Consider the following 23,058-nt stretch of genomic DNA (forward strand, 5'->3'; position numbering starts at 1 on the left):
AGGTGATCAGGGCCGGCGCGCTGGCAGTCGGAGACGCAGGGCGCCCGAAAACCCGTAAGAAGTGGGCGCTTTTTACCTCTCTTTACCAGGGCGACCCTGCCAAACGCGGTAGCTTACAGATGTGGGGACCTGACGGGCCGTCCGCAGAGCTATCAGCTCTGATATGGCAAGGCCTTGATATCTCGGAAGTACTTTGTCGCCTTCAGGAGCCTTTGTGGCTCGGCGACGCTGACCTTCGTCCGTGAACGGCGCCGGGGTGCGGTCGCCGGGATCCCCGAAAAGGTGGCGTTCTGGGGACGATGAATTGGGGCGACATGGACTCTCGATCTTGGCCTTCGCGACAGCGCTGGGCCTGGCGTCAACTGCGGACGCCCGGGGCCTGCTCGGCGGCGCAAGGATCGTCATCAAGGAAGGTCGCCTGGCCGACGCCCTGAGAGATCTTTCGGTTCGCACCGGTTCGGACCTGCTGTTTGCGCCAGACGTCGTGGGCGAACTTAGAAACAAGCGCATCGCCGGCGACCTTCAGGTCGAGCCGATCCTCTCGCGCCTGCTGGAAGGAACCGGCCTCAGCTATCGCCGGGTGGGAGACGGAACCTACATCGTCTATCGACCCGAGCGGGAACAGCCGACAGCGCTGCCCGAGGTCCTGGTCATCGGCAGGAAGGCCCAGAACGCCGACATCCGCCGAACGCAAAACGACATACAGGGCTATCGCGTGGCCACCTCGGCGGACATCCGCAGCTCGCACGTCGACAATCTCGACCAGTTTCTCCGGTCCCGGCAATCCAACAACGCCGAGCGTTTCGGCCCGGCCAGCGATCCCCGGGAGGGATACGCCAGCAACCGATCGGAGCTGAATTTCCATGGGTTGGGTCCAAACCAGACCCTGGTTCTGGTCGACGGGACCCGCATGCCCAGCACGCTTTCCCAATTCTTCGCCCTGGAACTCAATCAGCCTGACGTGAACGGCCTGCCCTTGCTGGCGATCGACCGCATCGAGACCCTGACGGGGACGGCCGGCGGGATCTACGGCCCAGGCGCCACCGGCGGCGTCGTCAATGTCATCCTCAAGCGCGACTATCGCGGCGCCGAGATCAGCACAGCCTATGGCCTCACGGATCGAGGCGACGGGCGCAGGCGACGGGTCGACGGCAGGATCGGATTTACCCCGGACGACGGCGCCACCGACATCATGATCAACGTCTCGCGCGCCGAGAGCGACGGACTGCGTTTCGGCGATCGCGACTTCGTCCAACGCGCCCGGCTGGCGGACATCGCGCAGAACCCCGCCGGCCTGCGTTACACCTTCGCCGATGGCGTCATCATCAGCAGCCTCTACGGCGAGAACCTGAAACTCAGCCCCGCCCTCGGCGGCGCCTCGCTCGGCTCGACGTTCACCTATCTGCCGCTTGGCGTCGGCGTGGGCGTGGGCGACGGATCCATCATGCGGGCGAATGCGGGCAAGGTTCCGGACGCTCTGTCGCCTGACGGCAACGGCGTGCTTCGCAGCCTCACCAGCTCCACGACCGCAACTTCGCTGCTGTTCAACGCGCGCCATCGTTTCGGCCAGCATGTCGAAGCAGTCGTCGACTTCATCGGCTGGGAAAACGAAGGCCGCTCGGTCTCCGGGTTCAACATCACCGGGTGGCAGACCGGATGGCCCGCGGTGATGAGGCGGCAGCCCGGACGGCCGGTGACGGATGCGTTCCCGTTCGCCCAGCCCGTCGAGCTCGTCTTCCCGTTCCCCGGCATGGAAGCGCATGCGCGCAATCGCATGCGCACGCTGCGGGCCTCCGCCAAGGTCATCTTCGATCTGCCCGCCTCGTGGCGGGGAGAAGCCAATTACAGCGTCGGCGAAACCCGCAACCGCTTCAGGGAGGAGGGTTTTGCCTTCGATCAGAATTTTCCCCTGTCGATGTTCCTGATGCAGCCGGGCGCCAACGGAGAACCTACGCCCGAGCCCCTTGGCTCCTGGGCCGATTTCGTCGCCACGATCCAGGCCTACAAGATCCCCCACACGGTGCTCTTCGAGCGGAAACTGCGGCTGGGCGACTTCGCGGTCAGGCTTGGCGGCCCGCTGCTACGGCGCGCGGCGGGCGACGTCGCGTTGTCGCTTTCCGCTGAACGACGCGTCGAGAAGGCCAGCCTCACCCCTTGGGACGAAAACGGCTCCTTCGATCACGACGACATCCCTTTACGGAGAGCTGCGCGCGCCGGTCCTGTCGCGCGCGTCGACACGCCCCCTCCTGCGCGGGCTGGAGCTGCAAGTGGCCGCTCGCTACGACGCCAACCAGGCCGACATTCCGTCGACGGCCTTCCTGGGGCCGCGCAGCCAATACGACAAGGCCGGCACGGTCTACACCGCCGGCCTGCGCGTCTTCCCCCTGGACGCCCTGCTCCTGCGGGCCAGCATCGCCACCGGCGTGTCGCCTCCAAACCCGGAACAGATGTCGGAGGGCCGCACCACCCTGCCGGCCTATCAACTGACAGACCCTGCTCGTGGCGGACAACTGGTCGCACTGAACAATACGGTTGTTCTTCTTCAACGCGGATCGACGGCCCTCCGCCCGGAACGGGCGCAAACCATCGCGCTCGGCGTCGTCTACAACCCTGACGAAGGACCCGGGCCGCGCGTTTCGCTGGACTATACCCGGACGCGGAAACGAGGGGAGATCAGCAACGTCGGAGCCGCCTTCGTGGTGGCCAACGAGGCGCTGTATCCCGGCCGCATCGTGCGCGCCGCCTTGACGCCCGGCGATATCGCCGCCGGCTATTCGGCCGGCGCGATCACCCAGATCGACGCGACCTACATGAACATCGGGCGGACCAACGTCGACGCGCTCGACCTGCATCTGGACGAGGTTTTCCGGCTGAGGCGGGATGACACCCTTCGCCTCTTCGCCGCCGTGACCTGGACGCCGCGCCTGACCCGTCAGGTCGCGCCAGACAGGCCCGTGGTGGACTACGTCGCCACCAACGACGGACCGCTGGAATGGCGCGGAGCCGGCGGCGCGGTGTGGGAAAGTGGCGATCTCTCGCTGCGGTTGGACGCCCAGTATTACGGCTCATACGTCGCGGTCGAAGCGTCCTCGCTGAGCACGAGAAGCGTCGCCAACCTGTCGTCGCGTCGTGTCCCTGCGCAGGTCTACCTGGATGCGGAGGCGGCCTTGCGGCTGCGCCTGGCCAGATGGCGGCCCGATGTGCGGGACGTCGAGATCAGGTTCGGGATCCAGAATGTTCTCGACCATGATCCGCCGGTCGCCCCGTCGGACTTCGGCTACAGCCTCTATGGCGACCCGCGCGGTCGCCGGTTCGAACTCAGCGCCACAGCCCGCTTCTGAGGCGAGATTATTTTACGGGTTTTCGCAGGGCTTGCGTCACGGGTGGGATCAAGGGACGCCACCCATGTTCGCCACACCCGACGGAGCCCTGGTTTTTGAAGATGATCGGGCTAGCGACACGCCAATGTCGGACGGGCATCCACAATCAAACTCGATCCATTTGGTCGCGCGGCAGTTTCGCGACGCCAGGGGCAAGCTCCTGGGCTGGATCCGGCGGCGCGTCCCCGACCCGAGCGAAGCCGAGGACCTCCTGCAGGACACTTTCCTGCGCGTCACCCAGCGCGAGGCGCCCGAGGGGGTCGTGCATTTCGAAGGCTACCTCTATCGCACAGCCGAGAGCGTCCTGGCCGATCGCTACAGGCGGCGCAGCGTTCGGCGCGCAGATGCGCATATCGCCCTCGAACCCGAACTCCACCGCGCCGAAGACGCCGACGCCCTGCGCGCCTTGCTTGCCAGGGAGCGGCTTCGCGCCGTCTCGGCAAGCCTGATGACGCTCCCCGAACGAACCCGCGCGGTGTTCGTCCTGCGCCGCCTGGAGGGCCTGCGCTACGGCGAGATCGCCCTGCGCCTGAAGGTTTCGCTGAGCACCGTCGAGAAGGAGATGGCCCGCGCCCTCGACCACCTGATGCTGGAGGAGGACAAGGCATGAGCGCTGATCTCCCCTCCCCCCAAGCCCTGGAAGAGCTTGGGCCGAAAGCGGCCGCGGCGCTGTGGCTGGAGCGCCTGCAACGCGACGTTTCGCCCGAAGACGACGCTGCGTTCGCCCGATGGCTGGCCCTGAGCGACGCCAATCGCCTGGCCTGGGATCGGGCGCGCGACCTCTGGGACGTGTTCGAGGACCCGCAGACCGGCGAACTGCTCTCTCACCTGCGCAAGGACGCCCTGTCCCTTCGCGCTCGACGCACGCCCTCGCCCGCCCCTCGGTATCTCGCCGCAGCTTCGATCGCCGCGGTCGTCGTCGGCGGCGTGCTATTTGCAAGCCAGGGCCGCCAGCCCATGACGTCGCCACAAACGCGGGTGGCCGGTGTCGACGCACGCGATCTCGCTCGGTTCGGCCAGAATGACTACGAAACCGGAGCCGGTCAGCGGCTGGACGTGAAACTCGAAGACGGCACGCGCCTGGCGCTTTCGCCAAACAGCGCCGTGGATATCGGCTATGCCGACGGCCAGCGGCTCGTCCGCATGACGCGCGGCGAGGTGCTGTTCGACGTCAGGCATGACGAGGCCCATCCCTTCAGGGTGGCGGCGGGCGAGCGGGTGGTGTCGGACCTGGGCACGCGCTTCAACATTCAGGTCCAGACTGGCGAGACGCGTGTCCGCCTCGACGAAGGCTCCCTCGGCGTCACGGTCGGCGACGACCCTCGCGTCGTGACCGGCGCCTCGAGGATTCTCGTGCCCGGCCAAGAATTGATCGCTCGCAGAGGACAGGCCGACGAGGTGGTCCAGGCAGGGACGGCGCCGGCCGAGGCGGAGCACAAGGTGATCCAGTTCGACAACGTTTCCCTGGCGCAGGCCGTGGCGCAGATGAACCTGCACGTCGACAGGAAGCTCGTCGTGCTCGACCCGAAGGTGGCGGCCCTGCGCGTCAGCGGCGCGTTCCGAACCGATGATCCGGCCCGGTTCGCCACGACCCTGACCACGCTCTATCCCGTAAGGCTGGTTCCCTTGCCGGACGGCCGGATCGAGATCGCGCCCCGCGGCAAGGCCAGGCGGTAGACGCAATCTTCCGCCGCGGCTTCGTTGCGCCTTTTTGCAAGAAGGCGGGCGGTAAAACCGCAACCATGCCCGGCATCATCTTGTCGCGCCCCTTTTGGAGACCTTCATGTCCCGACCTCCGCTCCCGCCGTTCTCTCGCGAAAGCGCCATCGAGAAGGTCCGCCTGGCCGAGGACGGCTGGAACAGCCGCGACCCGGCCAAGGTCGCCCTGGCCTATACGACCGACACCCGCTGGCGAAACCGCGCCGAGTTCCTGAACGGTCGCGACCAGGCCCAGGCCTTCCTCGAGAGAAAGTGGGCCAAGGAACTGGACTACCGCCTGATCAAGGAATTGTGGGCGTTCGAGGGCGCCCGCATCGCCGTCCGCTACGCCTATGAGTATCGCGACGACAGCGGCAACTGGTTTCGCGCCTATGGCAACGAGAACTGGGAGTTCGACACCGACGGCCTGATGCGCAACCGTCACGCCAGCATCAACGAGCACCCGATCGCCGAGACCGACCGCAAGTTCCGCTGGGCGCTCGGCCGCCGGCCGGACGACCATCCCGGCCTGAGCGACCTAGGCTTCTAGTCCACGCTCTGCGCCAGCCCGTGCGATGAAGGACCCGTCATGAGCCGATACAGCTTCCTGGACCTCGCCAGCTCGGCGAGCGTGAAATCGGCCCAGGCCGAGATGGGCGTCGACCATCTGTGGACGCCCGGGCAGGTCGATAGGCAGATGGAGGCGTTCACGGAGAACGAGGAAGCCTTCATCGCTGAGCGCGACAGCTTCTACATGGCCAGCGTGTCGGAAACCGGCTGGCCCTATGTGCAGCACCGGGGCGGACCGCCCGGCTTCCTGAAGGTCATCGACGAGACCACCCTGGCGTTCGCCGATTTCCGCGGCAATCGCCAGTACATCAGCGTCGGCAACCTCGACGCCAATGACCGCGTGGCCCTGATCCTGGTCGACTATCCAAGGCGCGCCAGACTGAAGATCCTGGCCCACGCCGAACGCCTGGCGATCGACGCCGAACCAGGCCTGCTGGAGCGTGTGTCCGATCCCGGCTATCGGGCCAGGCCCGAGCGGATCTTCCGCCTGAAGCTGGCGGCCTTCGACTGGAACTGCCCCCAGCACATCGTCCCGCGCTTCACCGAAGCCGAGGTCTCACGCGCGGTCCAGCCGCTTCGCGAGAAGCTCGAAGCGCTGGAGGCCGAGAACCGCGCCCTTCGCGAGCGCCTGGATCAGGCGCGGGGCTAAGGCGCGGCCAAGGTCGCGTTCAGGTCGGAAGCCGCCCCATGAAGTCGAGGATGTAGTCGGCGATCACGCCCGCATGCGTCTCGAGGGCGAAATGCCCCGTATCGAGGAAATGCACCTCCGCCTGGGGCAGGTCGCGCCTGAAGGCCTCCGCGCCGGCGGGCAGGAAGAAGGGATCGTTGGCGCCCCAGACAGCCAGGAGCGGCGGCCGGCGTTCGCGGAAGTACTGGTGAATGCGCGGATAGAGCGCGACGTTGCCGGCGTAGTCGGCGATCAGCCCCAGCTGGATATCCGCATTGCCCGGTCGCGACATCAGGGCGTAGTCCAGCCAATAGCCTTCCGGGGCCACCAGGAGCTCGTCGGGCGCGCCGTGGGTGTACTGCCAGCGCGTCGTCTCCAGGGTGAACATCGCCCGCATGGCCTCGCGATTAGCCGGCGACGGATCGGCCCAGTACGCCTTGGTCTGCGCCCACCCGTCGCTGAGCCCCTCCTCGTAGGCATTGCCGTTCTGCGAGATGATCGCCGTGATCGCACCCGGCCGGGCCAGCGCCAGGCGAAGTCCCACCGGAGCGCCATAGTCGAAGATGTAGATGGCGTAGCGGGCGATCCCGATCGCGTCGGTGAAGGCCTCCATGGCCTTGGCCAGGCTGGCGAAGCTGTAGTCGAACCCCTCCGGCGCGGTCGTGAAGCCAAAGCCCGGAAGATCCGGAGCGACCACGTGGCAGCGGTCCGCCAGACGCGGGACCAGGTGGCGAAACTGGTGGGACGAGGTCGGAAAGCCGTGAAGCAGCAGGACCGTCGGATGCTCCCGGCTTCCGGCCTCGCGATAGAAGATCGAGACGTCGCCGACCTCTGCGCGTCGCAAGGCGATCTCGGGCTGAACAGGTCTTGGCATCGAGGACCCTTCGCTATGAGCTAGGTGGAGAGCGAGCGGCTTCCTGGCGGCGGGCGCGCCGCCAGGGGCGATCCTTGAGAGGTCAGGCGCCGGCCCTGGCCACCGCCTGGGCCTTGTGGAAGCTTTCCATCACCGCGGCGTAGTTGGGGGCCGCCAGGCCATAGAGCTTGGCCAGCTCGGCGGCTTCAGGGCGCGCCCAGGTGCGATGCAGTTCGCTGAGCAGTGCGTTGGTCGAGGTCGGCTTGACCCCGCCCTGGACGAACCGGGCCAAGCTGGTGCGCGAGGCCATCTCGCTGGGATCGCCCGAGGCGTCGACGACGGCGTAGACCTCGTAGCCGGCGGCCACCGCGTCCAGGGCCGGGAACATCACGCAGACGCTGGTCCAGACGCCGGCCATGATCAGGGTCCTGCGGCCCGTGGCCTCGACCTGCTCGACGAAGTCGCCGTTGTCCCAGGCGTTCACCTCGCCCTTGCGCGGCACATAGACCGCGTGCGGCGCCAGCTCGTGGATCTCGGGCATCAGCGGGCCGTTCGAACCGGACGGCTCGGACGCGGTCGTGATCACCGGAATGTTCAGCAGCGTCGCGAGGCGAGCGACCATCTCGACGTTTCGCCGAAGGTCCGACACGGCGATGTCCTTGACGGTCTGAAACAGGCCCGACTGGTGATCCAGCAGCAGGATCGCCGCATCGGCGGGATCCAGAAGAGCCGCGCCGCCGCCTGTGGGCAGAACGCTCGTTTTTTGGTTCAGCGACGTGGTCATGGGAGTTCCTCGAGTGGTCCGCGCCGGGATCGGCATCCTCAAGGACGCCCCGCGCAGATCGACCATTCTCCGACAAGCCCGATCAGGCCAGTAAAGCCCCGTAAAATTCGGTATCGGCCAAATCAGCTCTAACTCCCACCTCATACTCACCACCGCATCTCGAATATAATTTCGATCTCAACTCCCCAAAATGAACCCCTACAATCCAATCTTGACCGACCTTTACCACGCCTAACCCCGCGATCGCCTCCAAGGGACTATTCCTGTCGACCAACGCCCACCCAGGGCCTGGTCGCCCCATGGAGAACACGATGAAGCCCGCCGTAGTTGGAATGATCGCGGCCATGGCCGCCGCTGCGCCGGCCGGCACGGCCTTCGCCACCGAAAAGCCGGTGTCCATCGTCCTTGTCCATGGGGCCTTCGTCGACGCCTCGGGCTGGCGGCCGGTCTATGACCTGCTGTCGAAGAAGGGCTACGAGGTCCTGATCGTCCAGAACCCGACCATCACGCTGGACGGAGACGCCACGGCGACCCGGCAGGCCATCGCCCAGGCCAGGCATCCCGTCATCCTGGTGGGCCACTCCTACGGCGGCGCGGTGATCACCGAAGCCGGCGCCGACCCCAAGGTCAGGAGCCTGGTCTATCTGGCGGCCTTCGCGCCCGACGCCGGCGAGTCGGTCCTGCAACTGGCCAGCACGCCGGTCCCCGGCGCGCCTCCCGCGCCGCTCCTGCCGCCCAAGGACGGCTTCATCCAGGTCGATCCTGCCAAGTTCGCCTCGGCCTTCGCCGCCGACGTCGACCCCAAGGTCACCCACTTCATGGCCGCCTCGCAGGTGCCGTGGGGCCTGGGCGCGGTCGGCGCCAAGATCACCGCGCCGGCGTGGAAGGCCAAGCCCAGCTACTACCTGCTGGCGACGCAGGATCTGATGATCCCGCCGGCGGCCCAGCGCGCGATGGCGGTGCGGGCCAAGGCCACGCTGGTCGAGACCCCGAGCAGCCACGCCGTGATGCTCTCCAAGCCAGCCTACGTCGCCGACTTCATCGCGATGGCGGCCGACGCCAGCAAGTAGCCGGCCCGCCTTACGATCTCGCCGCGCGCAGCCCGCGGGGCGAGACCACTCCTCCCCAGAAACGTCCTGAAAATCCAAGGAGACTTCGATGACTCGCCTGTTCACGTCCCTGGCGCTCGCCGCCGTAACGCTGTCGACCGCCACCCTGGCCGCCGCGCCGCACGCCCTGGCCGCCCCGGCGCCGAAGGCGGCCGCCACCCGTCCCGCGCCCCCGGTCATCCACTACAGGACCGCCACCGTCGACGGCGTGAAGGTGTTCTACCGCGAGGCCGGGCCCGCCGACGGCCCGGTGGTGCTGCTGCTGCACGGCTTCCCGACCTCGTCGCACATGTTCCGCGACCTGATCCCGCTGCTGGCCGACAAGTACCGCGTCATCGCGCCGGACTATCCGGGCTATGGCCAGAGCGACGCGCCGGACCACACCCAGTTCGCCTACACCTTCGCCAACCAGGCAGACATCGTCGACAAGCTGGTCGGCCAGCTGGGCCTCAAGCGCTACACCATGTACGTCATGGATTACGGCGCGCCGATCGGCTACCGCCTCGCGCTCAAGCACCCCGAGCGGGTCAGCGGCCTGATCGTCCAGAACGGCAACGCCTACGACGAAGGCCTGCAATCGCCCTTCTGGGATCCCATCAAGGTCTACTGGAAGGACCGCTCGCAGAAGAACCGTGACGCCCTGAACGGCCTGGTCACTTTGGACATCACCAAGTTCCAGTACACCGACGGCATGGGCGACGTCTCCCGCATCAGCCCCGACAACTGGGTGCACGACCAGGCGCTGCTCGATCGCCCGGGCAACCGCGACATCCAGTTGGACATGCTCGGCGACTACGGCTCGAACGTGCCGTTCTATCCCGACTTCCAGAAGTTCTTCCGCGACAACCAGCCGCCGACGCTGATCGTCTGGGGCAAGAACGACAAGATCTTCCCCGAGGAGGGCGCCCATCCCTACCTGCGCGACCTGCCCAAGGCGGAGATCCACATCCTCGACTCGGGCCACTTCGCCCTGGAAGATCGCCTCACCGAGATGGCGCCGCTGATCCACGACTTCCTCGACCGCAACCTCAAGAAATAGGCCCGCCTCGATAGCCGGAGATATCCGCGACGCTCAGCGCGTCGCGGATATCGTACGCAGGCGCTGGGCGAACACGTCCTCGATCCACGCCTCGTCCCGGGGCGTAAGCTCGATGAACAGGACCCGGCGCGACGTCCCCGCCAACTCCTTGTCGGGATCACCGGGCATCTCGATGACCATCGACCGCAGGGTGCGGGCCATCAGCGCCAGAGCCTCTTCGAAACTCCCGTGCGTCGGGCCGGCGGCGGCAAGCCCGACCTCACCGGCCGGTATCGCAGGCGAGACCGCGCCCGCGGTCAGCGCCTCGCCGACCTCCACGGGCGAAATGAAGCGATAGCCTCGTCCGTTGACGGTGGCGATGTACCGGGCGGCGTCGACGTCATCATCCAGCGCCCGGCGCAGGGCGGCGATGTGGACCTTCAGGTTGCCCTCGACGACGGTGGTGCTGGGCCAGGCCTCTTCCAGCAGCTCACGCTTGGTCAGGAGTTCACCAGGGCGTTGGACGAAGGCGGTCAGCAAATCCAGGGCCCGGCAGCCGACGCGAACGACCTTGCCGCCCTTCAGGAGAAGCTGGCGCCCAGGAACGAAGAGGTACTCTCCGAACGCGAAGGTAGGCGCGGGCGTCATGAGCCGCCTCCGCAGGGACGGCAGCGGTTGTCAGCGACATGGCGCCGGCGGGTGGAACTCGAACGGTTCGACACGCCACCCTCCTTTGATCTGGATTGCCAAAGGTACCGCTCCCTGCCGTAGGGCTTCAATTCGCCCATGGTCGCGCCGTTCTCGCCACACGGCGCGCCGGACTAGACTTTCGTCTAGTCGCGCTTCTCCCCGCTGCACGCCGAGCCTGGCGGCTCCAGCGCCCCGACCATCATCCTGGCGCCGGTCGACATAACGCCCGGATGCGCTGTAGACGCCGACGGGCCGGACAGGCCGCGCTTCGGGTGGATCGCGCTAGCCCATCGTCGAACCCGGCTCGACCTTGGTCGAGGTGGAAGCAGCGCTTTGATCACGATAGGCTGCGGCTGCGTCGGAGAGACAAGACAAAGGGCTCCTTGTGGCACCTCCGCACGTCATGCCGCTGGCGGCCGAAAGTCGGATCCTGGAACAGCTCGAACGCGATCTTGAGCGCCTGGCACGCCTGCCCGAGGCGTGGATCGGCCTGGACCCCACGTCCATCGCCGAAAGCGTGCTGGAGACCTTGCTCGAAATGCTCGGGCTGGACTTCGTGGGCCTGCGCTTCAACGACACCACGCATGTGTTTCTTCGCGTCGCTTCGGACTTTGCGCGGACCTGCGCGCCCGACGACGTTCGCGCCGCGCTGGAAACCTGGTCGGACCACGGCGAAACCGAGACACGGCTATCCTTGGGCGGCCAGTCCGTGTCGGTGGCCGCGTGCGCGCTTGGCGTCAGCGCCGGCATCGGCGTGATCCTGGCCGGCGCGCGCCGCCAGGGCTTTCCCAACGGTCCGGAGCGGTCGAAGCTGAAGATCGCCGCCGCGCAGACCAGCCTGGCCTGCCGCGAGATGCGCGAACTGAGTGATCGCCAGCCGCCGGAGGACCAGCGCGCCAATCCACCGTCCGCCCAAGCATTGGCGGAAAGCGAATGGCGCCTGCACCTGACCATCAACACCATCCCGGCCATGGCCTGGTCGACGACGCCGGACGGCCTGATCGACTTCTGCAACCAGAACTTCGTCGACTTTGTCGGCTGGACCGCCGAGGAGATCAGCGGCCAGGGCTTCTGGCCGATCTTCCATCCGGACGACACCGCCCATCTGCTGGCGTCCTGGCAGGAGATCATGGCCACCAAGCGCCCGCGCGATGTCGAAGGCCGCATCCGCCGGGCCGATGGCGAATACCGCTGGTTCGTGCTGCGACAGAACCCGCTGTTCGACGCGGACGGCAATGTCATCAAGTGGTACGGCGCCGGTGCCGACATCGAGGATCGCAAGCGCGCCGAGACGGCGCTTGAGGAAGCTCAGGCCGCCCTGCTGGCCAGCGAGCAGAACCTCGACCTGATCGTCAACTCCCTGCCGGTCCTGGTCTGGTCGGCGCGCCCCGACGGCAGCGCCGACTTCATCAACCAGAGCTGGCGCGACTATGCCGGCGAGCCGGCGGACAAGATCCTGGAATGGGGGTTCCTGGATCTCTACCACCCCGACGACGTCCCGAGCATGATGGAGACTTGGACCCGGGACATCACCTACAACGACCAGACCGCGCTCAAGGGGCGTATTCGCGGCGCCGACGGGCTGTACCGCTGGTTCTATTTCGCGGGCCGCAAGATCACCGACGCCAACGGGGCGGTCCGCTGGTTCGGATGCAATGTCGACATCGAGGATCTCCAGCGCGCCGAGAACGCACTGCGGGAAAGCGAAGCCGCGCTCAGGGAAAGCGAGCGGGCGCTGAGCCTCACGATCAGCACCATCCCCGCGATGGTCTGGTCGACAAAGCCCGACGGCATGCTGGATTCGTGGAATCAACCGTTCCTGGATTTTGCGGGCGTCGCCTTTGAAGAGATCGAAGGCGATGGCTTCTATCGGCTTTTTCACCCCGAAGACGTGGAGCGCCTGCGCTCGACCTGGAACGAGGTCGTCGGTTCAGTACGGCCCCAGGAGACCGAAGGCCGCATGAGGGGCCGCAACGGCGAATACAGATGGTTCGCCCTTCGCCAGAACCCATTGCTGGACAACGATGGCAACGTTCTCAAATGGTACGGCATCGTCGTCGATATCGAGGACAGGAAGCGAGCAGAGGAAGCCCTGCGAGCCAGCGAGGCCGCTCTGCGCGATAACGAGCGACGGCTCGAGCACATCATCAACGCCGTCCCCGGCCTAGTCTGGTCGGCCGCCCCGGACGGTGAGATCACGTTCCTGAGCCAGCAGTACCTCGACTACATAGGTCTCGACGCCGAGCACGCCTTGGCGGGCGCGTGGCGCGACGCCATCCACCCGCAGGACGCCGAGGACCTCTTCGCGGCCTGGGCGAATGCTTTCGCCCAAGGCCGCGCCAACGAGCACGAGGCGCGTCTTCGCCGGGCGGACGGCAGCTACCGCTGGATGCTGTTTCGCGCGAGCCCCTCGTTCGACAGCGCCGGACATCTGGCCGAGTGGTTCGGGGTCAATATCGACATCGAGGACCGCAAGGTCGCGCAGGACACGGTTCGCGCCAGCGAGGCGGCGCTGCGCGACAGCGAGCGTGAACTCCAACAGATCATCTCCTCGATCCCGGGCCTGACCTGGTCGTCCGACGCGAGAGGCGCCACGCGGTTCTGGAGCCAGCAGTACCTGGACTACGCCGGCGCCCAGCTCGAGGACGTCCTGGGCTTCAAGTTCGCCAACTACATCCACCCCGACGACCGCGACCACATCCTAGAAATGTGGACGCAGATCATCGCCGCCGGCACGCCCGGCGAAGCCGAACTGCGCCTGCGCCGCGCCGACGGGGAGTATCGCTGGTTCCTGATCCGAGCCTGCCCGTTCTTCGACGAACACGGCAACCTGACCCGGTGGTTCGGCGTCAATGTCGATATCGAGAACCGCAAGCGCGCCGAGGAAGATCTGCGCCAGAGCCAGAGCGATCTGGCCCACGTCACACGGATGACCACGATCGGCGAGCTGGCGGTGTCGATCGCCCATGAAGTCAATCAGCCGCTCATGGGCGTGGTCACCAACGCCAGCGCATGCCTGCGCTGGCTCGACGGCGCCCAGACCGACATCGCCATGGCGCGCCAGGCGGCCGAGCGCATCGTCCGCGACGGGCACCGGGCCGGCGACATCATCACCAGCCTGCGCAGCCTGGCCCGCAAGTCCGCGCCGCGAATGGACCGCGTCAGCCTGGACGATGTCGTCCAGCCGGTCCTCGATCTGCTGCGCGGCGAGTTCAAGCGTCACGACGTGATCGCCAAGGCCGAGCTGGATGACGGCGCCACCGCCATACTCGGCGACACGACGCAGTTGCAGCAGGTGAACCTCAACCTGATCATGAACGGCGTGGAAGCCATGGCCGGATCGGCGGCGAGCCCCAGGTTGCTGACCGTGCGCGCCCAAACACGCGAGGGCAAGGCGCTGGTGACCGTAGCGGATACGGGACCGGGCCTGGCTTCCGACGACCCCGACCGCCTGTTCGAGGCCTTCTTCAGCACCAAGCCGGAAGGCATCGGGATGGGCCTTTCCATCTGCCGTTCGATCCTCGAGGCCCATGGGGGCAGGATCTGGGCGGCGACCAACGGGACGCGCGGCGGCGCCTTCAGCTTCACCCTGCCCTTGGCGGAAGGACACGGCGTTCATGTTTCCAAACGCTAAGGACAACGACGCGCTCGTCGTGGTCATCGACGACGACGAGAGCGTCCGCGAGGCGCTGCGGGCGCTCTTCCAGTCCGTGGGCCTGATGACGGAGATCTATGGCTCGGTGCAGGCGTTCCTGGACGCCGGCCGACTGGAACGCGCCGGCTGCATCGTGCTTGATATTCGACTTCCAGGTCGCAGCGGCCTCGAATTCCAGGAGGCCCTGGCGCGAAGCGGGACGGCCCAGTCTGTCGTGCTGATCAGCGCCCATGTAGACGTCCAGATGGCCGTGCGCGCGATGAAGGCCGGCGCGATCGACGTGCTGACCAAGCCGGTGCGCGAGCAGGACCTGCTGGAGGCGGTGAACCGCGCCCTGGCCAAGGACCAGCAGCGTCGGGGCGAAGCCAGGCTCGACCAGGCGCTGGCCGCGCGCTACGCCACCCTCTCCGAGCGCGAACGGCAGGTCTTCGTGCTGGTCGCCGCCGGCCTGCTCAACAAGCAGATCGCCGAGCGGGCCGCGATCACCGAAGCCACGGTCAAACTGCACCGCAGCCAGGTGATGAAGAAGATGGAGGCCGAGTCCCTGCCCGACCTCGTGCGCATGGCCGACCGACTAGCCAAGGTCGAGGCGAGCCCGCAGCTCTGAGCATCGAGCCGGCGACGGGCAGCCCCGCCGCCGGCCGCGCGTTTCTAGGCCTCGTTCAGAAAGCCGCGCAGCAGGGCGTTATACTGAGCGGGCTTCTCGTTCATCGTCAGGTGCGAGCACCCGCTCATCACGGCCAGGCGCGCCTTGCCGGCGACGCCGTCGCGAAGGGTCTCGTGGCAGTCGAGGGTGACCTCGTCGAACTCGCCGGTGGTGATCAGGGTCTTCTGGGTGATCGCCTTGAGGTCCTTGCGGCGATCCCAGTCCTTCATCTTGCCGACGATGGTGAACTCGTTGGGGCCGTTGAGCACGCGGTAGGCGGGCGACTTCGAAAGCGCATCCAGGGTCGCCAGGACCTCTGGGCTTGGCGGAACCCGCAGCACGAAGGCGTCGTAGAACTTCTGGACGAGCTCGGCGTATTCGGGCGTGCCCGTCTTGCCGGCCTTTTCCAGGGCGTGGATCTTGTCGCCCCAGCCGTCAGGCATGGTGGCGAAGAGGCGCTCGAACCCGGCCACGACCTGCGGAATGCTGGCCATGGCGCCGCTCAGGATCAGGCGGTCGACGCCCCTGCCCCGCCCTTGGCACAGATACTCCACGGCCAGCAGCGCCCCCCACGAGTGTCCCAGCAACACCACCTGATCCAGGCCCAGGGCGGCGCGAACCGCGTCCACTTCGTCGACCGACCGCTGGATCGAGTAGGCGCCGTCCTCGTCCGGCGCGTCCGACCGTCCGCATCCGAGCTGATCATAGAAGATGACCGGGCGCTCGTCGGCCAGCGCCTTCAGAGGCAGAAGATAGCTGTGCGATGAGCCGGGCCCGCCATGCAGGGTGAGCAGCGGCGCCTTGCTCCCGACGCCGAACTTTCGCCAATAGACCTTACCGCCCGGGACGCTCGCAAAGCCTTCGGCCTGGGGAACCTCCGCCAGCGCGTGGCTCGCCGTGACGGCAAGGCTGGCGCCCAGGAGCCCCGCCGAAGCCTTCAAGGTCTCGCGACGGGTGAAGCCCGTGTTCGTCATGTTCGATGTTCCCTTCATCAAACCGCCCAGCAGCCGCAGCCCATCACGCCCCAGAAGGAGCGCGCATCGGCCGTCGGGGCCTCGGCGCCCAGGGCGGCGGCGTGGTCGTGACCGTGGACGTTGCAGGCGCTGGCGCAGCCGCAGGCGCAGGCGCTGGCCAGGGCGCGGGCCTGCGCTCGGGAACGGTCCTGGTAGCCGCCGAAGGTCCGCACCGGCGACCAGTCGGGCATAGGCGGCGGGAGGGCCGGCGCCAGCTTGCCGAAGCCGCCTTCGCCATGGACCACCTTTCCCCCCAGCAGGGTGAGCACCGACGACAGGTGCGGGATCTGGTCCTCGGACACGGTCATGTAGTCGTCGCTGAGCACCGCCAGATCGGCCAGCTGGCCGACCGCGATCTGGCCCTTCTTGCCCTCCTCGTTCGAGAACCAGGTGTTGGCGGTGGTCCACAGCCGCAGGGCCTCCTCGCGGTCCAGGCGGTTGGCCGGCGGATAGAGGCGCGTGCCACCCACCGTCTTGCCGGTCACCAGCCAGTTCAGCGACACCCACGGATTGTAGCTGGCCACGCGGGTCGCATCCGTGCCGGCGCCCACCGGAACCCCGGCCTTCAGCATCTTGCCGATCGGAGGCGTCGCCTCGGCGGCCTTGGCCCCGTACCGCTCCATGAAGTACTCGCCCTGATAGGCCATGCGATGCTGCACGGCGATGCCGCCGCCTAGGGCCGCGATGCGGTCGATGTTGCGCTCGCTGATCGTCTCGGCGTGGTCGAAGAACCAGTGCAGCCCGTCGAACGGCATGTCCTTATTGACCTTCTCGTAGACGTCCAGCGCGCGGCTGATCGTCTCGTCATAGGTGGCGTGCAGTCGCCAGGGCCAGCGGTTCTCGACCAGATGGCGGATCACCGGTTCCAGGTCGGCCTCCATGTTGGCCGGCATCTCGGGCCGGGCGACGCGGAAGTCCTCGAAGTCGGCGGCGCTGTAGACCAGCATCTCGCCCGCGCCGTTGTGGCGGTACTTGTCGTCGCCCTGGCCGGGCCTGACCTGCTTGGACCAGGCCTGGAAGTCGGCCAGCTCGGCCTTCGGCTTCTGGGTGAAGAGGTTGTAGCTGATCCGCAGGGTCAGCTGGTCGTCGATGTGCAGCTTCTCGATGATCGCGTAGTCGTCGGGATAGTTCTGGAAACCACCGCCTGCGTCGATCACGCTGGTCACGCCCAGCCGGTTCATCTCGCGCATGAAATGGCGGGTGGAGTTCAGCTGATATTCAGGCGGAAGCTTGGGTCCCTTGGCCAGGGTGGCGTAGAGGATCGTCGCGTTCGGCTGGGCCAGCAGCAGGCCGGTGGGATTGCCGGCCGCGTCACGCTGGATCTCTCCGCCGGGCGGGTCGGGCGTGTCCTTGGTATAGCCCACCGCGCGCAGGGCCGCCGCGTTCAGCAGCGCGCGGTCATAGAGGTGCAGGATGAACACCGGCGTCTCCGGCGCGGCGGCGTTCAGCTCCTCCAGGGTCGGCAGGCGCTTCTCGACGAACTGGTGCTCGGTGAACCCGCCGACCACGCGCACCCACTGCGGCGGCGGCGTGTTGGCGGCCTGCTTCTTCAGCATGGCCATGGCGTCGGCCAGGGTCGGCACGCCGTCCCAGCGCAACTCCATATTGTAGTTCAGCCCGCCGCGGATGATGTGCATGTGGCTGTCGATCAGGCCCGGAATGACGCGACGACCGCCCAGGTCGATCACCTGGGCGTCGGCCTGGGCGGCGGCCCGCACCTCTCCCTCCTCGCCGACGGCGAGGAACCGTCCGTCGCGGATCAACACGGCCGCGGCTCCGGGATTGCCGCGATCGAGGGTCGTGATCTTGGCGTTGACGAGAATGAGGTCGGGCATGGAGCCCCTTTCGGCGAAAGCGGAACTGGAAAGGAGAGCGGCGCCGAGCGCCAAGGTCCGGCGGCGGCTCAGGCTCATGCCTGAACCGGGGGCTTCCCCGCCTCCCCCGGCTTGGCCGCCTGTGGGCCAAGGACGTGGACGGCGCAGTCGGACTGGATGAAGGCCACGACCGGAGCGCCGGCGATGAGCCGCTTGACGATCGGCACGGCCTGTTCGCCGAGCAGAATGCCCATCAGGCCGATCAGCGCGATGGCCGGCGGCGCGGGCGAACGCACGCCCAGCAGCGCATAGATCACGCCCACCAGCAGCCCGGCGCCAAGGGAGAGAAGGTAGGGCTTCATCGAGACGCTCCATCTGGATCCCCGACCGGGGCGACGCAGGGAGTTGAGCCCCCGGGGATCTGGGCCGAGTTTGGCGTTTCAGGGCGTGATGGCTTGAACGGATTGGTTGTTGGCGCGAGCGCAGCGGCATACGAGCCGGCAATCAGCAAAAATCTGGATCTGTTCGGCAGAATGGTTAGGCCATGACCAGGCGCGAAGCTCGGAAAATCCTAGGCTTCACTAACCTTTACTGCGCTTTACTCCAGCCGCGCCGCCCCCGCGCCTAAAGTCACTGGCGAACAACCTTGGCCCATGGAGACGGCGTATGGCGCAGATTGAAATCACCGGAGAGCCGAGCACGGACCTTGTCCGCCATGCGCCCGCCCTCGTCGAACATCCGACGGTTCCGATCGAGCCGTCCCGATGGGAAGGATTGCTGCCCTGGCAGGCAAGGCGCGTGCGCGACTATGTCGATGGCGACCTGGGTGGCCGGCTGTCGATCAGGACGGCGGCGGAACGCGCCAAGCTCAGCCCGAGCTACTTCTCGCGCCGCTTTCGCCAGTCCTTCGGCGTGACCTTCTCGCGGTTCGTGGCCCTTCGCCGGATCGAGCACGCCCAGTCGATGATGATCCGGAGCACCACGAGCCTTTGCCAGATCGCCTTGGCCTGCGGCTTTACCGACCAGGCGCATTTTACCCGCACGTTCGGCGGCATGACCGGCTCGACGCCTTCGCAATGGCGGCGCACCGCGATGGTCCGAGGCCACCAGGCTGAAGCGGTGGGGTCGTGCTAGGAAACCTTGCCCCGAGAACAGCGGGCTAGATCAGCTCTCACCCCATCCGGGCGCTGATCAGGAAGCGGCTGCGGCTCTCGGCGGCCTTGCGCTCCAGTTCCAGGCGCTCCTGCTGCTCGGTGGCGTCAAGCATGGCCTCCAGCAGGCGCGAGAAGTGCAGGCGCATGGCCTGGCGGGCGGCCTTGGCGTCGCGGCGGCGCAGGGCCTCGACCACGGCGACGTGCTCGTTCTGACGGGCGTCGCCATCGTGATGGCAGATGGATTCGTGGGTGCGGCGCACTTCCGGATCTTCCATGCGGAACTTCCAGAGGGTCTTGATGGTGTGGATGATGACGCGGTTGCCCGAGGCCGAGGCGATGGTCATGTGGAACTCGCGGTCCACGGCCGTGGAGCGGGCGTCGTCGTCACCGGCCGCGACCATCTCGACCAGCAGCGCGTCAAGCTTGGCCAGATCGGCGTCGGAGATGATCGGGGCGGCCAGGGCCGCGGCTTCGGACTCGAACAGCGAGCGGGCCTCGGTCAGTTCGAAGGCGCTGACGGTCGGCAGGGCGTCGCCGGCCACGCTGTCGGGCGCGACCGGACCGCAGACATAGACGCCGGAGCCGGCCCGGATGCGCAGGATCCCGCGCGCCTGCAAGGCGATCTCGGCCTCGCGCACGGTCACCCGGCTCACGCCCAACTGCTCGGACATCTCGCGCTCGCCGGGCAGCCTGGAGCCCGGCGGATATTCCCCCGCCCGGACCATGCCGGCGATCTTGTCGGCGATTTCCTCGAACAGCCGGCGGTCGGCCATGGCGCCCCTCTAAGACGTTGTTGCGTCGCCAGATTTGCCCCAACCGGATTAAGATTGGAATAGCAAATTGGTCTGCGCCATGGCCGCTACCCGCGCCTACAGCCTTGCGCGTATGGAGATGAAGAACTGCTGGCCGAAATACTGGTAGTTGCGGGTGCTGCCCGGGACCGGCATCGAGTCGATCTTGACCTCGTTGAACAGGTTGAGGCCCTGCAGGCGGATATCGACCTTCTTGTTCAGCTTGTACTGGACGTTGAAATCGAAGGCATCGCTCCCCGAGATGTAGCGCAGTTGAGCGTTGCCGCCGACGAAGTCCTGGTAGTAGCGCGAGCGGTAGCGATAGATGCCCTGCACGCTGAGCGGGCCGTGCTCATAATAGAGCTGGGCCGACAGCACGTGCTTGGAATAGCCGTTCAGGCCCGCGGGCGGGATCATGCCGCCGGTGACCGCGCCGGTCTCGGCGTCGATGACGTCGCCCAGCCGGATGTCGTGGTTCTTGAAGTTGGTGATGGCGTAGTTGTAGCTCAGCTTTCCGCCGAACCCGTCCAGCGGCTTGGGCAGCCAGCTGAACTTGTTGGAGAGGGTGAACTCCGCGCCGTAGACGTGGCTCTTGTCGTCGCTGTTCTGGGTCTGGGTGACAGGGACGCTGACGCTCTGGCCGTCGATGACGAAGTCCTCGTTGATGGTCACCGGGATGAAGCCGCCGGTGAACTGCTTGTAGTAGAGGGTCGTGGCCAGGATGGTGTCGCGGTTGGCGTAATATTCCAGAGCCACGTCGGCGTTCCACGACATGATCGGCTTCAGGCGCGGGCTGCCGCTGGCGACGATCTCGCCGATGGCGTCCTGGATCGAGGTGAAGTCGGTCCCGTCCTGCAGGGTGATGGTGCGGCCCGCCGCCAGGCTGCTGGGAGCCGGGCGCGACATGGCGCGATAGAGGGCGATGCGGCCAACCGTCTTGGGCGTCAGGTCGAAATTGGCGTTGACGCTGGGCAGCACGCGGAAGCTGGAGGCCTTGATCCGGGTGTCGTCGAAGGCGCCGGTTTCGACGAGACGGATCGAGCCGTCGCTGTTGTTGACGACGTCCAGTTCGGCCCGCAGCCCCTTGGAGACGACGCTGGTGTCAACCACCCGGACGCCGAAGTTGCCGCGCACCGGCATGCCGGCTGCCTCGCCCTTGTAGGAGGCCATGACGTAGCCCGACCACACGGTTTCGGTGACGTCGGCATTGGCCACCGAGCGGGTGTCGCCGCTGCCGCCAGGATCTTCCGAGCCCAGGTAATTGCGGAACTGGCAGAGGGTGTCGAAGGTCGCCCAGCTGCGCACCGAGTGGTTGGGCGCGTCGCCCAGATAGTCCGACTGCGGGAAGTTGGTGCGGCAGGCCAGATTGACGGCCCGGTCGACCGCCAGGCTGGCCTGGTCGATGGTCACCAGGTCGTCATAGGTGGTGTAGCGGCGGCGCGAATAGCGGGCCCCGGCGTCGATGCGGCTGATGAAGCCGTCCAGATCGTAGCGGGCGTCGAAGCGGGTCGCGAAGATGCGGTCCTTCTTCTCCTCCTCCTCGCGGGTCAGGCGGGCGTCGTCGCTGTAGAGCGACCAGTCGTCGAGGTTGAAGCGCGGATCGACGGTGAGGATCGGCGCGAAGCCGCTGCGGGCGTCGTAGGTGAAGGGGACACGCTGGTTGTTGATCGCCGTGCGGTTCCCGTAGATGTCCAACGGGTCGGTGCGCAGGCGGGTCGAGCGCGTCAGGTCCGTGCGCGTCGTCTGGCTGTAGGAGATGTCGGCGTTCAGGGTCAGGCGATCGGTGGCCCGGAACTCGAAGTCGCCGCCGCCGCCGATATACTCTTCCTCACGCTGGAACAGGGTCGAGACCGACTGCAGGGTGCTGTTCCCGGTCGCGTAGAGCAGCCGGTGCTGATCGTCGTACTGCACGTTGCGCAGGGCGTAGCGGGTCTCGGCGAAGCCCAGGTCGTGACGGTCTTCCTCGTAGTTCCGCTTTGAGTATTCCACGTCCAGGTTCACGTCCCAGCGGTCGTTCGGCTGCCACTGGACGGCGCCGAAGATGGCGTCGCGCTTTTCCTTGGCGGTCAGCTGGCGGAAGGTGATCGAGTTGGGCGCCAGGTAGAACGGCGTGCCGGCGGCGGCCTGGGCTCGGGTCACCTCGGTGCAGTTGCCGGTGGCGTTGATGTTGGCGTTGCAGGCCAGCCAGGTGTTTGAGGCGACATAGCTTTCGGCCGGGTCGTCGACCTGGTTGCGCTGGACGCCCAGCGACACCCCGACCTCGCCCAGCTTGCCCAGCTCGTACTGGTCGACATAGCTGGCCGTGCCGCGCCAGCCCCACGGATCCGAGCCGGTGATCCGCTTCTGGTAGGGATTGTAGTTGCCCTTCAGCTCCACCTGAGCCAGCCGCTTGCCGTAGTCGAGCGGCTTCTTGGTCTCCATCTCGATGGTGCCGGCCACGCCGCCCTCGATCAGGTCGGCCTGCTGTGACTTGTAGATCTTGATGCCGTTGAACAGCTCGGACGGGAACTGGCCGAAGTTGACGGCGCGGTCGCCGCTGCCGTTCGAGGCCTCGCGGCCGTTGAAGGTGGTGGCCGACAGGAACGAGCCCAGGCCCCGCAGCGACACCTCGGTCGGGCCATAGTTGCCACGGTCGGCGGTGGCGCCGGTGATGGTCATGATCGCTTCGCCGATCGACTGGCCCGGCAGGTCGCCGATTTCGTTGGCCGACAGGGCGTCGACGATGGCCGTGGTGTCGCGCTTGACGGCGATCGAGTTCTGCATGGTCTGGCGGATGGCGCTGACCACCACCTCGTCGACGGCGTTGTCGGTGATCGGCTGGTCGGCTGGGGCTTGAGCAGCCTCCTGGGCCGAAGCGGCGGCGGCCATGGCGACGATCGAGGCGGCCGCGCCGCAGCTCAGGATCGTCCGCAGCCGGACGCGGATGGTGTTCGTCGGGCGCATATCGGCTCCCTCCCCCTGGTTCTTTTCTTATACCGGGACCCTGCGACCTGGCCGGCGTCGCGTCAAGGCGGATTCTTATACCAATTACGAGATTTCTCAGGCCAATTTACTTGCGATATTGTCGGACCAGATTTTAGACCAATTTAGACCGGTTGCGCGGAGGCGGCCACGGCCAGGGCCGTGACGTGCGGCCGCCTCCACGCGCATCCCCCTTTGGGCTCGGGGAAGGAGAAGGCGCTCTTCCAAAAAAGACCCCCGTCATTCCCGCCATCG

The 23,058-nt window shown here is 66.8% G+C and carries 18 protein-coding genes and 1 pseudogene; 11 read left to right on the plus strand and 8 right to left on the minus strand.

What is annotated here, in order from left to right; translation table 11 throughout:
* Window positions 1-715: 715 nt before the first annotated feature.
* The 6 genes and pseudogenes from SGCZBJ_RS26195 to SGCZBJ_RS17775 all read left to right on the plus strand — a co-directional run.
* Window positions 716-1,042, plus strand: a pseudogene (locus SGCZBJ_RS26195) (TonB-dependent receptor plug domain-containing protein); the annotation flags it as partial.
* A gap of 1,024 nt (window positions 1,043-2,066) precedes the next feature.
* Window positions 2,067-3,341 (plus strand): TonB-dependent receptor domain-containing protein, encoded by a 1,275-nt coding sequence (locus SGCZBJ_RS26200; RefSeq protein WP_240621557.1) that lies wholly within the window; start codon window positions 2,067-2,069, stop codon window positions 3,339-3,341.
* Between the two features lie 64 nt (window positions 3,342-3,405).
* Complete coding sequence (locus SGCZBJ_RS17760; protein WP_165799362.1) at window positions 3,406-3,990, plus strand: RNA polymerase sigma factor; 585 nt, start codon at window positions 3,406-3,408, stop codon at window positions 3,988-3,990.
* A complete protein-coding gene (locus SGCZBJ_RS17765; RefSeq protein WP_101719301.1) occupies window positions 3,987-5,057 on the plus strand; it encodes a FecR family protein in 1,071 nt (356 codons plus the stop codon). Before SGCZBJ_RS17760 ends, SGCZBJ_RS17765 begins: the two co-directional genes overlap by 4 nt.
* Before the next feature lie 106 nt (window positions 5,058-5,163).
* Entirely contained in the window at window positions 5,164-5,628 is a 465-nt protein-coding gene (locus SGCZBJ_RS17770; protein WP_101719302.1) for a nuclear transport factor 2 family protein, read from the plus strand.
* A 39-nt stretch (window positions 5,629-5,667) separates the two neighbouring features.
* The gene (locus SGCZBJ_RS17775) at window positions 5,668-6,297 is read left to right on the plus strand and encodes a pyridoxamine 5'-phosphate oxidase family protein (protein WP_101719303.1); all 630 of its coding nucleotides are present in this window, start codon (window positions 5,668-5,670) and stop codon (window positions 6,295-6,297) included.
* Window positions 6,298-6,316: 19 nt separating this feature from the next.
* On the opposite strand, the gene SGCZBJ_RS17780 is transcribed toward SGCZBJ_RS17775, so the two are convergent.
* Both SGCZBJ_RS17780 and SGCZBJ_RS17785 read right to left on the minus strand, forming a co-directional pair.
* Window positions 6,317-7,189 (minus strand): alpha/beta fold hydrolase, encoded by an 873-nt coding sequence (locus tag SGCZBJ_RS17780; RefSeq protein WP_101719304.1) that lies wholly within the window; start codon window positions 7,187-7,189, stop codon window positions 6,317-6,319.
* Between the two features lie 82 nt (window positions 7,190-7,271).
* Window positions 7,272-7,952 carry an isochorismatase family protein gene (locus SGCZBJ_RS17785; RefSeq protein ID WP_101719305.1) on the minus strand — a complete coding sequence of 227 codons (681 nt, stop codon included), beginning with the start codon at window positions 7,950-7,952 and terminating at the stop codon, window positions 7,272-7,274.
* A 311-nt stretch (window positions 7,953-8,263) separates the two neighbouring features.
* Here SGCZBJ_RS17785 and SGCZBJ_RS17790 point away from each other — a divergent pair, with 311 nt between their 5' ends.
* Both SGCZBJ_RS17790 and SGCZBJ_RS17795 read left to right on the plus strand, forming a co-directional pair.
* A complete protein-coding gene (locus SGCZBJ_RS17790; RefSeq protein WP_101719306.1) occupies window positions 8,264-9,022 on the plus strand; it encodes an alpha/beta fold hydrolase in 759 nt (252 codons plus the stop codon).
* Between the two features lie 88 nt (window positions 9,023-9,110).
* A complete protein-coding gene (locus tag SGCZBJ_RS17795; protein WP_101719307.1) occupies window positions 9,111-10,100 on the plus strand; it encodes an alpha/beta fold hydrolase in 990 nt (329 codons plus the stop codon).
* A 33-nt stretch (window positions 10,101-10,133) separates the two neighbouring features.
* On the opposite strand, the gene SGCZBJ_RS17800 is transcribed toward SGCZBJ_RS17795, so the two are convergent.
* Window positions 10,134-10,727 carry a winged helix-turn-helix domain-containing protein gene (locus SGCZBJ_RS17800; RefSeq protein WP_101719308.1) on the minus strand — a complete coding sequence of 198 codons (594 nt, stop codon included), beginning with the start codon at window positions 10,725-10,727 and terminating at the stop codon, window positions 10,134-10,136.
* Between the two features lie 427 nt (window positions 10,728-11,154).
* On the opposite strand from SGCZBJ_RS17800, the gene SGCZBJ_RS17805 reads away from it, so the two are divergent.
* Both SGCZBJ_RS17805 and SGCZBJ_RS17810 read left to right on the plus strand, forming a co-directional pair.
* Window positions 11,155-14,403, plus strand: a complete 3,249-nt coding sequence (locus SGCZBJ_RS17805) for a PAS domain-containing sensor histidine kinase (RefSeq protein ID WP_205685414.1) — start codon at window positions 11,155-11,157, stop codon at window positions 14,401-14,403.
* Complete coding sequence (locus SGCZBJ_RS17810; RefSeq protein WP_101719309.1) at window positions 14,387-15,031, plus strand: response regulator transcription factor; 645 nt, start codon at window positions 14,387-14,389, stop codon at window positions 15,029-15,031. The genes SGCZBJ_RS17805 and SGCZBJ_RS17810 overlap by 17 nt, the downstream gene beginning before the upstream one ends.
* A gap of 44 nt (window positions 15,032-15,075) precedes the next feature.
* Here SGCZBJ_RS17810 and SGCZBJ_RS17815 read toward each other — a convergent pair whose 3' ends face one another.
* The 3 genes from SGCZBJ_RS17815 to SGCZBJ_RS17825 all read right to left on the minus strand — a co-directional run bounded on the left by SGCZBJ_RS17815 (window position 15,076) and on the right by SGCZBJ_RS17825 (window position 18,259).
* The gene (locus SGCZBJ_RS17815; protein ID WP_101719310.1) at window positions 15,076-16,044 is read right to left on the minus strand and encodes a proline iminopeptidase-family hydrolase; all 969 of its coding nucleotides are present in this window, start codon (window positions 16,042-16,044) and stop codon (window positions 15,076-15,078) included.
* A 17-nt stretch (window positions 16,045-16,061) separates the two neighbouring features.
* On the minus strand, window positions 16,062-17,918 hold the full coding sequence (locus SGCZBJ_RS17820) for an amidohydrolase (RefSeq protein WP_205685415.1): 1,857 nt from the start codon (window positions 17,916-17,918) through the stop codon (window positions 16,062-16,064).
* Window positions 17,919-17,992: 74 nt separating this feature from the next.
* The gene (locus SGCZBJ_RS17825) at window positions 17,993-18,259 is read right to left on the minus strand and encodes a XapX domain-containing protein (protein ID WP_101719312.1); all 267 of its coding nucleotides are present in this window, start codon (window positions 18,257-18,259) and stop codon (window positions 17,993-17,995) included.
* 304 nt (window positions 18,260-18,563) lie between these two features.
* Here SGCZBJ_RS17825 and SGCZBJ_RS17830 point away from each other — a divergent pair, with 304 nt between their 5' ends.
* On the plus strand, window positions 18,564-19,031 hold the full coding sequence (locus SGCZBJ_RS17830; protein WP_101719313.1) for a helix-turn-helix domain-containing protein: 468 nt from the start codon (window positions 18,564-18,566) through the stop codon (window positions 19,029-19,031).
* Between the two features lie 37 nt (window positions 19,032-19,068).
* Here the strand turns inward: SGCZBJ_RS17830 and SGCZBJ_RS17835 are convergent, their stop codons facing one another.
* A complete protein-coding gene (locus SGCZBJ_RS17835; protein ID WP_101719314.1) occupies window positions 19,069-19,824 on the minus strand; it encodes a FadR/GntR family transcriptional regulator in 756 nt (251 codons plus the stop codon).
* A gap of 96 nt (window positions 19,825-19,920) precedes the next feature.
* Window positions 19,921-22,785: a TonB-dependent receptor gene (locus SGCZBJ_RS17840; protein WP_205685416.1), complete on the minus strand. Its 2,865-nt coding sequence runs from the start codon at window positions 22,783-22,785 to the stop codon at window positions 19,921-19,923.
* Window positions 22,786-23,058: the final 273 nt, after the last annotated feature.

This window comes from Caulobacter zeae (assembly GCF_002858925.1).
Taxonomy (GTDB): domain Bacteria; phylum Pseudomonadota; class Alphaproteobacteria; order Caulobacterales; family Caulobacteraceae; genus Caulobacter; species Caulobacter zeae.

Bases quoted from the DNA above. Each gene is read 5' to 3' on its own strand.
- SGCZBJ_RS17760 (WP_165799362.1), top strand. From the start codon at position 3,406: ATGTTCGCCACACCCGACGGAGCCCTGGTTTTTGAAGATGATCGGGCT.
- SGCZBJ_RS17765 (WP_101719301.1), top strand. From the start codon at position 3,987: ATGAGCGCTGATCTCCCCTCCCCCCAAGCCCTGGAAGAGCTTGGGCCG.
- SGCZBJ_RS17770 (WP_101719302.1), top strand. From the start codon at position 5,164: ATGTCCCGACCTCCGCTCCCGCCGTTCTCTCGCGAAAGCGCCATCGAG.
- SGCZBJ_RS17775 (WP_101719303.1), top strand. From the start codon at position 5,668: ATGAGCCGATACAGCTTCCTGGACCTCGCCAGCTCGGCGAGCGTGAAA.
- SGCZBJ_RS17780 (WP_101719304.1), bottom strand. From the start codon at position 7,189: ATGCCAAGACCTGTTCAGCCCGAGATCGCCTTGCGACGCGCAGAGGTC.
- SGCZBJ_RS17785 (WP_101719305.1), bottom strand. From the start codon at position 7,952: ATGACCACGTCGCTGAACCAAAAAACGAGCGTTCTGCCCACAGGCGGC.
- SGCZBJ_RS17790 (WP_101719306.1), top strand. From the start codon at position 8,264: ATGAAGCCCGCCGTAGTTGGAATGATCGCGGCCATGGCCGCCGCTGCG.
- SGCZBJ_RS17795 (WP_101719307.1), top strand. From the start codon at position 9,111: ATGACTCGCCTGTTCACGTCCCTGGCGCTCGCCGCCGTAACGCTGTCG.
- SGCZBJ_RS17800 (WP_101719308.1), bottom strand. From the start codon at position 10,727: ATGACGCCCGCGCCTACCTTCGCGTTCGGAGAGTACCTCTTCGTTCCT.
- SGCZBJ_RS17810 (WP_101719309.1), top strand. From the start codon at position 14,387: ATGTTTCCAAACGCTAAGGACAACGACGCGCTCGTCGTGGTCATCGAC.
- SGCZBJ_RS17815 (WP_101719310.1), bottom strand. From the start codon at position 16,044: ATGACGAACACGGGCTTCACCCGTCGCGAGACCTTGAAGGCTTCGGCG.
- SGCZBJ_RS17820 (WP_205685415.1), bottom strand. From the start codon at position 17,918: ATGCCCGACCTCATTCTCGTCAACGCCAAGATCACGACCCTCGATCGC.
- SGCZBJ_RS17825 (WP_101719312.1), bottom strand. From the start codon at position 18,259: ATGAAGCCCTACCTTCTCTCCCTTGGCGCCGGGCTGCTGGTGGGCGTG.
- SGCZBJ_RS17830 (WP_101719313.1), top strand. From the start codon at position 18,564: ATGGCGCAGATTGAAATCACCGGAGAGCCGAGCACGGACCTTGTCCGC.
- SGCZBJ_RS17835 (WP_101719314.1), bottom strand. From the start codon at position 19,824: ATGGCCGACCGCCGGCTGTTCGAGGAAATCGCCGACAAGATCGCCGGC.
- SGCZBJ_RS17840 (WP_205685416.1), bottom strand. From the start codon at position 22,785: ATGCGCCCGACGAACACCATCCGCGTCCGGCTGCGGACGATCCTGAGC.